We start from the raw sequence: 14246 nt of genomic DNA, 5'->3' as shown, positions 1-14246 counted from the left end.
GAATAAAGTTTCGCATCCCTCTTGAAAGCGCCCATCAACAGCAATAAGATCTTCATGCACCACCAACATCCACATCAACACAAGGAAGATTTTATGGCGCTTAAACCAGGCCCAAAGCCGATTGCCAAGTCAACCGGCGAAGTAGATAAACGTCGCCGTGACAATAAAGACACGCAAGGTAACAACCCTGACTTGAAGCCGAGCAAATCTTCAAAGAAATAGCTTGTTACAGACAGAGCTACTGTAACGGTAGCTTTTGTCATTAAAGCCTGCAAGAGACCGACGAGCAGCCGGACGGTTGAGTTATCGTTACTTTTGTAAATTACTTGCAGGCTACCTACTTATAATTTTACGTACTCTATTTCTTGCTCTTCAGAGAAGCTGAGTGGCCGTTTTTTGCATTCTTCTATCGGTCTCTGCAAAGCATGGAGCCGACTATCCAGACGCCCATCAGTGAGTAGTCCCGCCGCCACTGCCGAATGCCCTCATTTGATAGTCTGTTACAGACTGGAACAGAGCCTCGGCAATCAAGCGTAGCCTTTCCACTTCGATTGCGGGCGCGCCAGTGCCCTGAGCTTGATGGTAACGGCGCATCGCCTCAACTGCCTCAGAGTAGGCTGGATGGTCGGGCGGCAGGAGATCGGACAGTTTTGGCATAAATGCTCCGATTAGTGAATCAGGTCAGGCAGACTACAGGTTGCCAGCAACTGGAAATCCACTACCTCGTGATAAAGGGACTCCGCTCGCAATCGACGGCGCTCTACCTCTTCCAGAGATGCCTCTTGATCCTGAGCTTTTTGATGCGCCCGCATCGCTTCAAGGGCTTCGCGCAGCAGCGGCTCGCCAGCCTTGGCCATGCCTTCTAAGGTTCGCACAGTGCGCTCCTCTCTACACTGATTGTTTGGCCTATTTGCGAGCGGAGGTGATCAAGGATCGGATGCCTGTTGCCACTAGGAGGAGTGGCACCCAAACGTTGACTTCACTCATTAACCGCTGAGGCGACACTGAAGACCTGAAAGCACAAATCAACTGAGATAGGAAACGGCTCCTCTCAGACATGCAGTTCAGTTAGTGACTGCGGGTATCGGCAATTATAGCGATAACGGTGACAGCGTCCGCATGAAAATATGCAGACACCATTGCCGTTAACGCTAGAGTTCGGAGGGCAAATTGACAGGACGCTTGCACCCCTCGCGCCCCTACGTTGAGACAAACGGTCATGAGAACAGCGGTTCGGTCGCGCAGAAGAATTTACGGAAGGAAGGGCAAACGCCACTCAAGCCACTTCAAGACCCCGACGTCGCTGCAAGCCTTGATTTCCAAAGATTCGAACAGGTTAGTCAAAAGCACTATCGTCACCGTTACGAGCACGAAGAGTGCCCTGAGTCATTTAGATAACGAAACGGGCGACCATGCCATTGAGTTCCACGGCTAGCCTAGACAACTCATGGCTAGCGGCACTGGTCTGATTAGCTCCAGCGGCGGATTGAGTCGCCAGGTCGCGAATATTCACAAGGTTCCGGTCTACCTCGCGAGAAACCTGCGCCTGTTCTTCGGATGCACTAGCGATTACCAAGTTGCGTTCATTGATCTGAGAAATGGAGGCAGCGATTTGTTCCAATGCATCGCCTGCTGAGCGTGCGAGTTCCAGCGTGCTTTGCGTGCGATTGGTATTAAGAGACATCGACTGAACAGCATCGCCAGTACCAGTTTGGATGCCCGCTACCATCTGCTCTATTTCTTGGGTAGATTGAGCCGTCCTGTGGGCCAAGGCGCGAACCTCATCAGCCACGACTGCAAACCCTCGGCCCGCCTCTCCTGCACGCGCGGCCTCAATGGCTGCATTCAATGCCAGCAAATTGGTCTGCTCGGCAATAGTACGAATAACATCCAGGACTTTACCAATCTCGCGTCCTTGCTCAGCAAGACCTTCGACCTGAGAAGAGGTAGTTTGTACATCTTGAGTCATAGCCTGAATGGCCTTCACCGTTTCTACCACCTTATCGCGCCCCTGGCGCGCAGTGTCGTTAGACGCCTGGGATGCTTGAGAGGTAGACACCGCATTGCGGGCTACTTCTTCGACCGCAGCCGTCATTTGGTTGACCGCTGTTGCAGCCTGCTCAAGTTCATTATTTTGTTGCATCAGCCCCCGCGAAGACTCCTCGGTAACGGCGCTTAACTCCTCCGCTGAAGAGGCAAGTTGCGTGGCCGATCCAGAAATCATCGCGATCGTTGTACGCAGATTCTGCTGCATGATGGACAATGCTCCTAGCAACCGCGCAGGCTCATCACTACCTCCAACCTCGATATGTCCAGTCAACTTACCTTCGGCAATGTCCTGCGCGGCACTCACAGCTTCGCTTAATGGGGTTACTATGCTTCGCGTTAGCAACCAAGCGAGTAGCACTGTCAGCAGAGTGGCAGCCACCGAAACGATGATAATAGCCAATTTTGCGTTGCTGTATTGTTCACCTGCCAAATCCGAGGCATCACTCGCGTTGACTTTATTTATAGCTATTAACTTACTGAGCTGAACACCCATCAAGTCGGCCAAATCCTTCATCTGACCATTTACAAGTTGGCGGACAGCTTCAGTCTGTCCTTGCTGTGACAACTCTAGCGCCCGAGCTTGCTCTGACAAATATGTCTTTAAGGTAATGTCGAATTGAGTGTAGAGCGCTCGCTCATTGGCACCCGACGGCAGGATTGCATAGCTGTCTTTTGACTTTTGGAGGAGCTCAATTAACTCTTTTACGCGACGTTCAGTTTCCTGGAGCGCAGCAGGCTCACGATTGACCAAGATGCGAAAAATGGTAATACGTAACCGCAATGTATTTTCAGTCATCCCCCAAGAAAACCTACACTAGGCAGAAGGTTAGTTTCCATATTTACCGTTGCGTCACGGATCACAGACATGCGCCCCTGAGCAAATAATTCAAGTAAAATAACTAGCCCAGCAATAAACGAAAATCCCGAGAACGCCCGGGGCGCTATATTAAGTCGCCTCAACATCATGGAACGCCCTCCAGGTTTTAAATAACGGCCATAGCTATAGAACTCGCAAAAAAAAAACGATGACCTAAGGCGAGAAGTAGATCTAGCTTAAACCGTGCACTTTAGTTAAATTTTGGCACCCTCGAAATTAATAATAAATTCGTTGACAGCTTCGACCCCACAGCCTAAATTTCTTTAGTAAGCCCAACGAGCAGCTATAGCATTAAATACAATTTGGAGACCTAGTTCACGAGGCGTTACGTGATTTTTGCTAAGCCACACAAATAAAACCACTGCTGCTTGCCGCGACTTTTCATTCATCACCCAGAGATCCGACAAATTGAAGCCGCCATAGCTTTCTGGGTCATGCCACGCCATGAGAAATGCCGCGACGGGCTCGGCTGCACAGTCACCCGCAATGGCTGCAGCAATTAGATCGCGGATAGATAAGGATACAAGCTCGTCCAACTCGTCATATCGGAAGTGTGCTAAAGATTTCTCGTAACTCATAATTCTCAGGCTGACCGTCTCGGTATGATAGAAATCACCACATCAAGCGTACGCCTCCTCTCAACCTCATCGGGGAACGCGGTTAAGTCGTACGGATGAGCAGAGGAATGGTACAGCTCATTAGGCGACGCCAGCCTTTCCCAGGTCAACAGAACCCAATTAAAAAATCGCCTAGACCTCCATGATTGATACTTATATCTAGAAGAACACGATAACCTAAAAAGACTACCAAGGAGAAGGCTTAAATACCACTAAAAATTTTGCCGATATTTCAACATACTTTTTTGTTTTATGTTGCTTCCTGAGACGCAAATTTTCACGTCCACAGGCGCAAATCGAAGAAAGAAAACTGTAGCCATCTTGAAGGCCTTTCTGCACTAAAAAGTATTGGCGCCATAGCCGCTTTTTGAACGCTAGAGACTTGGCATGCTTTCTCATATTTGGCATGCTCATTGGCTACCTAACCCATTGAGTTCTATCATGCCCACACTAGCGCCCTCTTGCGCCCAAGTGATTTTACGCTTGGCCGAATACGTGCCTGAGCCTCCGGTACCGCTTCAACACCTATACTCAAGTGTGGACTCAAAAGTCAGAGCAGACGCTAGGGTAGATATCATTGAGGCGGCAAGCCTGGTACAAGCGATTGCACTCGTCTCAGGAGATATTGATATTGGACTAATGGCATATGACCTATTCAGGCCTGGGCAGCTCAATGCCCAACTCTACGCAATCATGTCGAGTGACAACCTGGGCGAAGCACTTAGAGTCGCAGTTAAGTATTCAATATTACTAGCCGATGGCACGCCGATTTCATACACTCAGAATGAAGATGGGTTGACGCTAAAATTCCTAAGAGTTGAATCGATGAATGTCACTCGACAGTACATTGATTGCTGCCTATCCACGATGGTGGGGCTAACCCACTGGCTGCTTCCTTGGGAGCCACCTATTCCGCTGTCCGCGACATTTAGCTACCAGGCCCCAGCCGACCAAAGCAAGCTGAAACGCATCTTCGGAAATAATTTAACATTCTCCAGCGAGTTGAATACTATTTCCTACTCCGCTCGTGACTTAATGAAACCCCTAGATACTGCTAACCCACAGCTCAAAATATATCATTTGAGCCAGATCAACGAATTACTCTCTAAGCGACAAAGCAAGATCACTTCTATCGTCAAAAATCTGATTTTCACAGACCTAAATTCAAGCCGATTGATGTCTTTGAATAAAGCGGCACGTGAGCTAAATTTTAGCTCTCGCACCCTTCAAGCTCGACTCAATGAGGAACGGACATGCTTCAAAGACTTACTTGATGAGTGCCGGCGTGAAATAGCGTGTGAACTTTTACGCACCTCTGATGCTACGCTTACTTCAATCGCAGATAGATTGAACTTTCGCGGAACTAGTAGCTTCCACAAAGCTTGCACTAGATGGTTTGGCTGCTCGCCCGGCATGTACAGATCCAATCAAAAAATTAATTAATTAGTACGCTAAAATGCAACAGCACCTTGAGGCTATTTAGTCCAGACCAAAACATCGGGAATTCTCACACTGCTTTTTTGGATAAGGCGGATCGAGCGTAGTGCCAGAGCAAGGGATAAAATTCCTTAAAGTCCACGCTCAGGGAGTCATAATTATCCATCATTTCTTCGTAAGCACCAATTAAGTGCGTGGGTTGAGACAATCGCTGGGAAATGACATGTAATCCCTCACCAATCTTGGAAATATTTCTGTAAGCGCCAAGCCAATCCTCGGAAATGATTAGAGGGGCTATAGGCTTCAAACGCTCAGGTAAAACCGGCTCATCCTCCAAAATTTTGTAAACTTTATGTGAAAAGGTATCGAGCGCAACATCTGAATATTGATCCCAGTCTCGCGCCAGACAGTGATCAAAAAACATATCGATCACGATCCCCGCATAACGACGCCTTTGGCTAGGGAAACGTCCAAGTGCGCGCCTCACCACGGAATGGGCATCAGTAAAAACATCGATTTTTCGATGTAACTTTATAGCTTCCTCTGTCTGGAAAGAAAATTGCCCTGTCAGCGGCCCTTTTACAAAGTCACCATACAAGCTGCCAAGCAGTTGGTCAGGATCCTGGCCGCCTAAGTGCAAATGCGCTAGATAATTCATTAACAGTACCTACTGTGCTCGCCTATAAAGTCGCGCCAAGCGATCTGAATTTCGATAGCCCGAACGATTAACCTCTCATCCATCAGGTCGGTATCGTACACCCCCTATCCTAACCTAGCTATCGATCACGTCGATTATCACAATAACCTGAACGACTACCTTCTGGATTGTTTTTATGAAAACCCAGCATTTTTAGCTCAGACCAACAGGAAAAACGACTAGGTAAACTCTGAAAAAGACCTCCTGATTTGGCAAAATTTCCGAATACCAGTTTCTGAGCCTTTCGATCATGAAACAGATGTCCTTCGCCGACACCGAGTACGCCAGCAAGCGCAAGTAGACCCGCAAAAATTATTCCTGATCGAGAGGGATCAGGTGGTGCCCTGCAAGGGTTTGATTACTCTGATCGAGCCGCATTATCCAAAGGGTGAAGGTGGTCGTCCGGCCTACCCATTGATGGCGATGCTGCGGATACATCTGATGCAGAGCTGGTTCGGCTACAGCGGCCCGGCGATGGAAGAGGCGTTGTATGAGACGACCATTCTGCGCCAGTTTTCTGGCCTGAGCCTTGTGCGAATCTCGTACGAAACCACCACTCTCAATCTCCGGCGCCTGCCGGAAAAGCACGACCTGGCAACTGGAATTCTCGGTGTGATCAATAGCTATCTGGGCGATCACGGCCTGTCGCTGCATCAGGGCACTATCGTCGATGCCACTTTGATTCACGCCCCCAGTTCGACAAAAAACAAGGACGGCAAGCGCGATCCCGAGATGCACCAGACGAAGATGTATTGGCTGCGCGAGGGCACCGGATAGGCGATCTCTAAAGTTTTAAAACCGGCCCTGCCTAACCCTCGCTCAACCTTCAAGCCTATGCCTATGCGCTATGTGGCCGCTGCTGAGTCGAGCAGTTCCTGCGCGCCCAGAGTCACCGACATTCAATACGATGATCCGTATCGGTTGAGCACGCTTTTACTATTGCGAAACAGGCAGAAGATCGTACCGCCTGAATAGCGATCGATAGAAGGAGATCATCTGCTCCTCTGCATCCGGCAGGGAGAGTTCGTAACCACCAAATCGATACACCTCATACCCTGCGAGCCTCAGAGCCCTGTCTGCCGACATCATCGCTGAGTAGCGGCGGGGGCTGGCTCGTCCATCATCAGTCGCGTAGTGATGATCACCATCGACCTCAATGACTACCCGGACTCCTCCAGGTAGCAACAGCAGAAAATCCATTCGAGAACGGAGCAGCGCGTCCTTGCCTCGTTGAGAGACCGTCTGCGGATCCCAGAAAAACCAGACCTCCGGCAAGAGGACTGGGAGCTCAGGAATTCGAGCTTTATCAAAGGCCTTGTAGAAGCTTGTAAAGGCCAAAATCTGCGGAGGCGATGACTTGGGTAAACAGTTACCCAATCGTTGATACAACGCCTTCTTGCCCTCCCCCGCTGCCAATCCCCGGGTGTGCTCGAACCAGGATTGCAGGTCACGCCAAAGCAGCCCCGCCGGCCCTATCGCTCGGTCGTACATCAAGACCTTGTCAGCATTGCTGACCACTTCAATGTCGTTGTCCAGTGCATTACTGAAGCGCAGGTCGGGCTTGGCTTTGGATGCAAAGATAAGGTTCTTAGGCGAAGCCTTAGCATTGCCGCCAAGATACGTGAGCTGACCCTCCAGGTAGGCGTCAGCCCCAATCGTGACGATGAAATGGACGCCGTAGGGCTTCAACACTTCATCCACTGCATCCATGAACGCCCGCTGAGCGGCCTCGTCGGGGCGCACCGAGGAAGAAGCCAGTGCTTCGATGAATCGCACGAAACGGGCATCGGTGGATTTGAAGGCGCCCACCTTTTCAAAGAGTGTCGTGGCGCTCCAATCATCGTTGGCGATGCAGTGACGCTCAATATGGTCACGCAGGCTGGGGGCCAGCGAAAAATCTGCCAGCAAGCTTCGCTCATCGATACGCCAGAAGTTCGCAAGGGTCGTGAGAAACCCTTCCCCATGGAGAAACAGTGCTTCTTGATCAAGTCGCCGGGATAAATCCCGCCGGTACCGTGCGGGGATGGCCGGGCGAGAGCCCTCGTCCCAGTAGAGCTCTTGAAGCTCATCGCGATGCACGACCGGTAAATCAAGTTGTGCCAAGGCCGCGCCGGCAGCGAAGACCAACTGCTCGTCTGAAGCTTCGTACACAGCGCCACGAAAGTGATCGCGCTTCGAAGGTGCGCCCAAGTAGTCGTTCAGCCCTATCGACGCGAGGACGCCTGGAATTTGAGTACCGGTGTAGTGATTCTTCTGCTCGCCCAGGATCTCGCCTAGACGCTCACGTAACGCAATCAGGTTTGACGGGGTTCGGGGCATTCTAGAACCTTTGTGCAGAGGACGACAGTGAACTTGAACGTACGTGGTGCTACGGTCGCGCCGCGATCGGCAAAGCCTAACCGTTGTGATGCCTTGACCGTAGCTGTATTCGCACTGAACAGCAGCTACGCTTGGCACACACCATTTAGGCCCGGAGGAAATCACGATGGCGTATTCAGAGCTCCTGCGCGACCAAACTGAGCGAGTCTTTGGGGACAAAGTCAAATCAGCGGTGTGGCTCAGTCAGCCACGTGCTGCGTTCGATGGGCTAAGCGCGCTGGAGTATGCCCGAGACGAGCCTACGTATCTTCGCGTAAAGGAAACACTGGACAGGATCGAGCATGGGTTTGCAGCCTGATTCCGTTTCAGCAAGGCCTCTGTTCGGAGATCACTCCAACTAAGCGCTCGGACGGTAACCGCTATCCAACATCCTGAGCGATGGCAAACCCTCATCATGGGAGGTGCAGCTGATTGTTCTACAGCCCGTCACGCGCCCCCAAAACCTCTGCTTTCAAGAATTACCCTTTCACCGAGGTAATGCGTAGGGTTTGCGACCGCCACCTGCCTTCGGGTAATGCGGCTCGATCAACGCGACCAGCCTGCTCCACGGCACGACCTGTTCCATCTCCGCCAGGAAACGCTCACGAGGGGTTTACTTGCGCTTACCGGCGTATTCGAAATCGGAGAAGCTCATCTGTCTCATGGGCAAGGCTTGTTGGCGTGGATGAACGGAGCACTATTTCAGCACTGGTCAGGCTGCCTGTGCTGACTTGATCGGAGTTTCCCTAGAGCTAGGCTTCGTACCGTCAGCACCGTCCGCTGCGCTGCTTTGGTGAATCACAGCCGCAGTCTGACAAACCTTGGTTCATAGATAAAAGATCGCTCCCTTCTACTCGGAGAGCAATCAATGCATCGACATACAGTGCTTGCTTGGCTGCAGAGCTTCCTCAGCGGCGTCGATCTGCAGGGCCTTGGCGATTGACCGGAGGCTCCTCCGAGCGTCGTTGATACTCAGTGGTGGGCGGAGGTGGCGGAACGCGCGTTTGTTCGTTATTGCTTGGTTTCTGGTTGTCGGTCACGCAATTAGCTCCCTTAAGGTGACTAGAACAGCAAGTGCCGCAAGAGCCCCTGCTCCGATTATGATTTCCTGGTATGCCAGATCGAGTGGTTTGGTCTTCTCAGCTACCGTGACCTTCAGCGACTCCAAGGTATCGATGTAGCAGTTGTAGATGTGCTTCTTCTGCGCCTCTTCATCTACGGCAATCAGGTACTCGCCAGTCGGTCGGGAGGACGGCAGGTTTGGATAGTCCTTGATTCGCAGTGCGCTCAGCGCGTGCCCCCATGCACAGGCGATTGCGAACGCTGCCACGGCGAAAGCAATGAAAATCAGTATGGCCAGGGGAGACCCGAGCTGAAAGATGACTCCGTTCTTTAGGCCTGCTATTGCGCTGAGGCCTGCGATGAGAATCGAGACCGCAGTGAAAAAACGAGCGCTCTTGTTCTCTACGTGATTGAAGCGTTCCTGCTCATCCTTGAACCTGTCTTTCAGGTAGGAAATGGTTTCGTCCATTAGACCATCCAGAAGTTGCTGGCATGCTTGCGTACTGGATGTGACATTAGGCTGTGACATCTGCACGTATGGGAGGCCGCTATGATAGCGTTTTAATGCCCCAGCGGGCACCAAAGGCCAACAGAAGGGATCTGACCGATGAGTACCAGCCTCTATCGCACCCAGATAGCGCAGCATCAGCGCACCATCGCCAGACTTCAAGGCGAAAAAGTAAAGAAGGTCAAGGCAGCAGCAAACGCGGGCAAGAAAAGCGCCGACGCCAGCGCAGCTGCGGCCAAAACCTCATCGGTCTCAACGATGAAATCGAAGCTGCGTGATGCAATGCGCTACGACAGCGAACAGACCAAAGCGCTATCGGAAGTCAGCCAACTGGAGAAAAAAATCTTCGAAGCCCAGAAACGGCTCACCCAGAGCGAGCAGCGGCTTACCGAGGTGCTCAAGCGTGAACAGCGACGCTCTGACGCAGCACATGAGCAACGCATGCGGCAGATCAATGACGGGCTATCCCGCCATGAAGAACTCCACGATCAAACCGCCAAGGAGATCGAAAAGCTGAAGGCCTTGCCCGAGAAAATCACGGTCGTGTTCTTTGCCGCAGACCCCGGTAGCGATAAGAGCAACAGGCTTCTGCTGGATGAGGAAGCTCGTTTGATTGGCGAGAAGATCAGGGCATCCGAGCACAGGGATGTGCTTGAGTTCCACACCCGATGGGCAGTGCGGCCCATGGACGTTTTCCAGGCAATGAACGAGCTCAAGCCAACCATCGTCCACTTCAGTGGTCATGGCACGAGTGCCGACACGCTGGTGCTTCAGGACGATCAGGGAAACCCGAAACATGTTCCTTTGGAAGGCATCGTAAGCGCTATGGCTATTGGCTCTGAAAACCTGAAGCTGGTCTTCTTCAATACGTGCCACTCGTTCAACCAGGCCGAAGCATGCATACGCCACATACCGGCAGCGATTGGCATGAACCGCGACGTGGGAGATCTCCCCGCTCGATTCTTTGCCGCACAGTTCTACTCAGCGATCGGTTTCGGCCATTCCGTCCAGAGAGCCTTTCACCAAGCCAAAGCCTTGGTCGCGATGGAGTTTCCAGGCGAAGAAGCCATACCTGAGGTGTATGAGCAGGATGAGGGGTCGCTGGTTTTGGTGAGGCCTTCAGAGTTTTGATTGCACTCTTGCCCTGATTTGCTTTGTTCGGGAAAGTTTCCAAGCAAATGCTGCGCTTTCCACTAGCAGGGTGGAGAACATTCCATGAAGAGCTTACTGAAAAAGTGGTTGACACTAACACTGTATGCACATACAGCTAGCTCGTCAACCCACGGTTCCCTCTTCAACTAGCGAGCAACACAGCTTTGCAATGTGCCTGGGTAGAGTTGCGCTACAAACAGGATGTTTGTGACGTATTGAGATAGCTCCTAGCGGGGCTTTTTTCGTTTTTGTGCCCGGTCGGCTGCCCAGAACTGTTCGGCTTTCACGTAACCCTCTCTGAGCTCTGCATAATCGACCGCGCAGCGAAAATCCCCTGATCAAACCTTGCGGGGGTCTCCCTCTTTTCCAACGGTTTCGACGGGACGTGTTCTTTCTGCTCCGGGTTCGGTTGTGGCTTTATCTCAGGCCGAGTCGTAGCTGGGTCGTCGACAGACGGATGCGGGGTTGCTGGAGCTTGAGGCGATGGAACGGCGAGCGTAGCCGCTGAGGGTGCAGGGGCGCTATAGGTAAAGGCGTAAATAGAAATACCCAGCGCCGCGAGCCCAAGCATCGCAGTACCTCGGCAACTGACCCTGTAGAAGAGCCCCTCAGCTTGCTCAATGGGCTCCCCAACCATTTTCTTGAATTCAGCTTCAGACAGAAAGCGATACAGCTTTGGCTGCCAGTCCTTACGCAGCTTTCGCTGGATGCTGATGAACTTTCGGCCCGACATCACGTTCAGTACCGTGTAGCCAAATGCGACCGCCATTACGATCGAGATCAGGTACGGGTTGATCTGCAACGTGAGCCTCGCGGCAATCAAGCCCAGGGCAACAGTCAGCGCCGTGGAGATCGCGGCAATTGATTGGCGAGTCGCGTCTGTGGCCTTCGACGTTTCCTCCGTCACGGCCTTACGAAGATCTGTAAGGGATTTCAGTGTGTCTTTGGTGATTTCCGAGACCGCCATCTGATAAGCGATTCTCGCGCAATCCAAGGCAGCGGCCAGGTTCTCCCTGAAGTACTCCTGTACCTCCCCGTCCGCCCGACCGGAGCGCGCGATTTCGGCGGACAACAGGATGTGCTTCACCTCTGCTTCCCGCGCGTTATCGAACACCCATGCCGCTGCTTCCTGGACAACCTCGAAGTCTTTAAGCGAGATGGATGGAGTCCCCTCGACCGCCGCTGGGATTGTCAGGTTGAGCTTGGGCGGCCCTTTGAAGGTGAGCTTGCTACCACTGGTGTCGATTTCATTCGCAAAGCAACAGCTGAGGGCACCGAACGCCTGCGCTGCCCAGAGCATGTGTAAAGGATCAGCCTCATCGAGATGGTGTCCTTCTGCGAGCAACCAATGGCGCACATCCTCCGGTACTTTGCGGAGGGTCGCTGATTCTTTCACCAGGAGTCGAGGTGACTTGGTCGCCTGTGATTCGGTGTAGTCGCCCCCTTCACCCCAACCACAATATGCCCTCGCTCTGGTATTGAAAGGCTGAGTGAGGCCAAGCAGGTGCCAACGTGCAGCAGCGTGTCCATTGACCAGGAACGCCTTGAAGCCTACTTCCGTCGCCACATAGAGGGCCTGTTCCTGGACATGATCTTCCGGAAGTGGCTTCTCCAGCTCAACGCGGAACGGCCCGAAATCTTCATCCTCGTCATCGACGTCAGTTTCGCTGCTCGCGCAGTCGTAGATCGTGAATGACCAGGCAGCAGCGACAGCGGCTTTCTTGATCGACCGAGCAGTTTCCGCTGATAGGTCGGAAACGATGAGGGTAAGGTTGCCCTCTGTGATTAGCGCCTGACGCTTGCGCGATAGCTCGTTAAGCAGGCTGGCCAGGCTTTGGTGTGACAACGCTGTCCTCCTTGACTCGATCTGTATCGACGATGATTTGTTTCTTATCTCCGTCGAGCTGTATCACCTGGACGTTGGGGTTTTCCTTCCGATCGGGGAAGAGAATGGTGACGCCCTCAGCCGTGACGATCTTGCGCATGTAGGGCTGACGGAGGATCCGGCGATCGGGCTTGAAGCTCAGCTCGTGCAGCTTGCTCTTCCTGACACGACTCCGAGTCTCACGCTCCAGGCGGTTGGCTATTTTCTCATCCTCAGGATGTCCCGCTGCCATCATCACTGCCTCAACGATCGCCTCTTCATCAATGCGTCGACGAGTGCCCAGGTTGGCTTGGGCCCGCTGCAGCGCCTTGGCTATATCCTGACCGGGCAGGTGCTCAATGCAGGTCTGCAGCGCAGCCTTTAGGACTTTGCGGGTTATCTCGCTCAGCTCAGTGTCCGAGACTGCTCTACTCACAGCCAAGAAATCGGCGAAGTAGTCGGCAAGATCCACCCCTTGCTTGGTGCGATCGGTAGCCGAAATGTTCTGGTCGGCAACCCCGCTGATCACCCGAATCAGTGCCGTTTTCTGAATGGCCTTCTTCTCGTCTACCAAAGCATTCACGATACGCCGCAGCTTCTTTCCTGGAGCACCGTCATTCTGCTCCAACGCAAGCTTGTAGTCGTACTTGATCAGGCTGTAGATCTTCACATCCGGGTCTGCGACAGACAGCTCGAACATCAACAGAACGCCATCAGCACTGCCGCCCACGTGCGCACGGTTGAAACTGGCGGCTAGGGCCTGAGCGCCGGCCACGAAGGACGTGTCCGCACTTGCGATCGCCTCGACCTCGTTACGGGTCACCGATACCGCTTTGAACATGAAGACCGGCGCGGTGGCCATGTCCACGATCTTGCCGATGAAGAACGCTTCCTCCTCCAGAGCCCGCTCTGGCATGGCCGCGAAGTCCTTGGTACCCACGACATGCAAGATCATCCGTGTGATCTTGAGTGAATCAATCTCTTCGTCCGAAAAAAAGCTCATGCCATCTCCATGGAATCTGCCCCCCTCCTGAGCAGGAAGAGGAACCACCCGCCTCGGCATGCGCCCAGGCGACAATTAAGCATCAATTGCAGCCTGCAGGGCCGATGGCCACTTTCGCGGAGGGCTAGGATGTAATGCTGTGGCCGGAGCATATCCGGAAAGAATGGCCAGCAGCCAGTACAACAGCGCTGTGGGTGCATTAGCCAACTTAAGCAGCGTAAGGCCATCCCACAGTCGCCAAGCCGATCAGCTTTTGCTGCCAGAAATCCTCACAACCGCCTGGCTCCTCCATAAAGAGTACATTTGTACCAAAACGCTACAAGTTTCTGCGTTGGGTTTCTCAATGGACGAAACTCTGCTAATTCACATGATCCGGAATGGATGAACGAGTGAGCTATTAGAGAATGTTGCATCTCAACAGAAATTAGTTAGAGAAATTATTAATAAATATCATTGACACCAATGACATCTAGCAAGCGAGCCAAGGCTTGGGAAAATCGACGGATAGCATGAAGAATTAGATAGTGAGTGAAGTGATCATGCTTTAACCAAGGACTAACCTCGAACGCCTAATTCGCTCTAACAATGCGCTATTTATGAATGACTATGTAACTCAGTAGAA

The 14246-nt window shown here is 52.3% G+C and carries 13 protein-coding genes and 2 pseudogenes; 5 read left to right on the top strand and 10 right to left on the bottom strand.

Going from position 1 to position 14246, the window contains the following annotated elements; all coding sequences use genetic code 11:
* The first annotated feature begins 54 nt into the window (after positions 1–54).
* Positions 55–222 (top strand): hypothetical protein, encoded by a 168-nt coding sequence (locus ACPRTJ_RS20525; protein WP_158255591.1) that lies wholly within the window; start codon positions 55–57, stop codon positions 220–222.
* Between the two features lie 228 nt (positions 223–450).
* On the opposite strand, the gene ACPRTJ_RS20520 is transcribed toward ACPRTJ_RS20525, so the two are convergent.
* From ACPRTJ_RS20520 to ACPRTJ_RS20505, 4 genes are all read right to left on the bottom strand, one after another.
* Entirely contained in the window at positions 451–657 is a 207-nt protein-coding gene (locus ACPRTJ_RS20520; protein WP_100633674.1) for a hypothetical protein, read from the bottom strand.
* 11 nt (positions 658–668) lie between these two features.
* Positions 669–875, bottom strand: coding sequence for a hypothetical protein (locus tag ACPRTJ_RS20515; RefSeq protein WP_371920438.1), 207 nt, complete (start codon positions 873–875; stop codon positions 669–671).
* A 515-nt stretch (positions 876–1390) separates the two neighbouring features.
* Positions 1391–2845, bottom strand: a complete 1455-nt coding sequence (locus tag ACPRTJ_RS20510; RefSeq protein ID WP_371920439.1) for a methyl-accepting chemotaxis protein — start codon at positions 2843–2845, stop codon at positions 1391–1393.
* Positions 2846–3189: 344 nt separating this feature from the next.
* The gene (locus ACPRTJ_RS20505) at positions 3190–3504 is read right to left on the bottom strand and encodes a DUF7673 family protein (RefSeq protein WP_146095020.1); all 315 of its coding nucleotides are present in this window, start codon (positions 3502–3504) and stop codon (positions 3190–3192) included.
* Between the two features lie 480 nt (positions 3505–3984).
* Here ACPRTJ_RS20505 and ACPRTJ_RS20500 point away from each other — a divergent pair, with 480 nt between their 5' ends.
* Positions 3985–4986, top strand: coding sequence for an AraC family transcriptional regulator (locus ACPRTJ_RS20500; protein WP_205885381.1), 1002 nt, complete (start codon positions 3985–3987; stop codon positions 4984–4986).
* Between the two features lie 64 nt (positions 4987–5050).
* Here the strand turns inward: ACPRTJ_RS20500 and ACPRTJ_RS20495 are convergent, their stop codons facing one another.
* On the bottom strand, positions 5051–5638 hold the full coding sequence (locus tag ACPRTJ_RS20495; protein ID WP_100633668.1) for an ACP phosphodiesterase: 588 nt from the start codon (positions 5636–5638) through the stop codon (positions 5051–5053).
* 289 nt (positions 5639–5927) lie between these two features.
* On the opposite strand from ACPRTJ_RS20495, the pseudogene ACPRTJ_RS20490 reads away from it, so the two are divergent.
* Positions 5928–6424, top strand: a pseudogene (locus ACPRTJ_RS20490) (IS5 family transposase); the annotation flags it as partial.
* Positions 6425–6613: 189 nt separating this feature from the next.
* Here ACPRTJ_RS20490 and ACPRTJ_RS20485 read toward each other — a convergent pair.
* Positions 6614–7996, bottom strand: a complete 1383-nt coding sequence (locus tag ACPRTJ_RS20485; RefSeq protein ID WP_100633666.1) for a hypothetical protein — start codon at positions 7994–7996, stop codon at positions 6614–6616.
* A 166-nt stretch (positions 7997–8162) separates the two neighbouring features.
* Between ACPRTJ_RS20485 and ACPRTJ_RS20480 the strand changes: the two genes are divergently transcribed.
* On the top strand, positions 8163–8354 hold the full coding sequence (locus ACPRTJ_RS20480; RefSeq protein ID WP_100633664.1) for an MbcA/ParS/Xre antitoxin family protein: 192 nt from the start codon (positions 8163–8165) through the stop codon (positions 8352–8354).
* A gap of 177 nt (positions 8355–8531) precedes the next feature.
* Here the strand turns inward: ACPRTJ_RS20480 and ACPRTJ_RS20475 are convergent.
* Both ACPRTJ_RS20475 and ACPRTJ_RS20470 read right to left on the bottom strand, forming a co-directional pair.
* Positions 8532–8699: pseudogene (locus ACPRTJ_RS20475) on the bottom strand (IS5/IS1182 family transposase); the annotation flags it as partial.
* Positions 8700–9071: 372 nt separating this feature from the next.
* A complete protein-coding gene (locus ACPRTJ_RS20470) occupies positions 9072–9566 on the bottom strand; it encodes a hypothetical protein (protein WP_100633662.1) in 495 nt (164 codons plus the stop codon).
* 138 nt (positions 9567–9704) lie between these two features.
* On the opposite strand from ACPRTJ_RS20470, the gene ACPRTJ_RS20465 reads away from it, so the two are divergent.
* Positions 9705–10736: a hypothetical protein gene (locus ACPRTJ_RS20465; RefSeq protein ID WP_100633660.1), complete on the top strand. Its 1032-nt coding sequence runs from the start codon at positions 9705–9707 to the stop codon at positions 10734–10736.
* 304 nt (positions 10737–11040) lie between these two features.
* On the opposite strand, the gene ACPRTJ_RS20460 is transcribed toward ACPRTJ_RS20465, so the two are convergent.
* Together ACPRTJ_RS20460 and ACPRTJ_RS20455 are read right to left on the bottom strand one after the other, a co-directional pair.
* Complete coding sequence (locus tag ACPRTJ_RS20460; protein WP_426427242.1) at positions 11041–12603, bottom strand: hypothetical protein; 1563 nt, start codon at positions 12601–12603, stop codon at positions 11041–11043.
* On the bottom strand, positions 12572–13624 hold the full coding sequence (locus tag ACPRTJ_RS20455) for a nucleoid-associated protein (RefSeq protein ID WP_100633656.1): 1053 nt from the start codon (positions 13622–13624) through the stop codon (positions 12572–12574). The genes ACPRTJ_RS20460 and ACPRTJ_RS20455 overlap by 32 nt, the downstream gene beginning before the upstream one ends.
* Positions 13625–14246 lie beyond the last annotated feature (622 nt).

Source organism: Pseudomonas palmensis (genome assembly GCF_049942755.1).
GTDB classification, from domain to species: Bacteria; Pseudomonadota; Gammaproteobacteria; order Pseudomonadales; family Pseudomonadaceae; genus Aquipseudomonas; species Aquipseudomonas palmensis.
The sequence above is the reverse complement of the archived record's forward strand: the minus strand, read 5'-3'. Positions and strand labels throughout refer to the sequence as shown.

Bases quoted from the DNA above. Each gene is read 5' to 3' on its own strand.
- ACPRTJ_RS20525 (WP_158255591.1), top strand. From the start codon at position 55: ATGCACCACCAACATCCACATCAACACAAGGAAGATTTTATGGCGCTT.
- ACPRTJ_RS20520 (WP_100633674.1), bottom strand. From the start codon at position 657: ATGCCAAAACTGTCCGATCTCCTGCCGCCCGACCATCCAGCCTACTCT.
- ACPRTJ_RS20510 (WP_371920439.1), bottom strand. From the start codon at position 2,845: ATGACTGAAAATACATTGCGGTTACGTATTACCATTTTTCGCATCTTG.
- ACPRTJ_RS20505 (WP_146095020.1), bottom strand. From the start codon at position 3,504: ATGAGTTACGAGAAATCTTTAGCACACTTCCGATATGACGAGTTGGAC.
- ACPRTJ_RS20500 (WP_205885381.1), top strand. From the start codon at position 3,985: ATGCCCACACTAGCGCCCTCTTGCGCCCAAGTGATTTTACGCTTGGCC.
- ACPRTJ_RS20495 (WP_100633668.1), bottom strand. From the start codon at position 5,638: ATGAATTATCTAGCGCATTTGCACTTAGGCGGCCAGGATCCTGACCAA.
- ACPRTJ_RS20485 (WP_100633666.1), bottom strand. From the start codon at position 7,996: ATGCCCCGAACCCCGTCAAACCTGATTGCGTTACGTGAGCGTCTAGGC.
- ACPRTJ_RS20480 (WP_100633664.1), top strand. From the start codon at position 8,163: ATGGCGTATTCAGAGCTCCTGCGCGACCAAACTGAGCGAGTCTTTGGG.
- ACPRTJ_RS20470 (WP_100633662.1), bottom strand. From the start codon at position 9,566: ATGGACGAAACCATTTCCTACCTGAAAGACAGGTTCAAGGATGAGCAG.
- ACPRTJ_RS20465 (WP_100633660.1), top strand. From the start codon at position 9,705: ATGAGTACCAGCCTCTATCGCACCCAGATAGCGCAGCATCAGCGCACC.
- ACPRTJ_RS20455 (WP_100633656.1), bottom strand. From the start codon at position 13,624: ATGAGCTTTTTTTCGGACGAAGAGATTGATTCACTCAAGATCACACGG.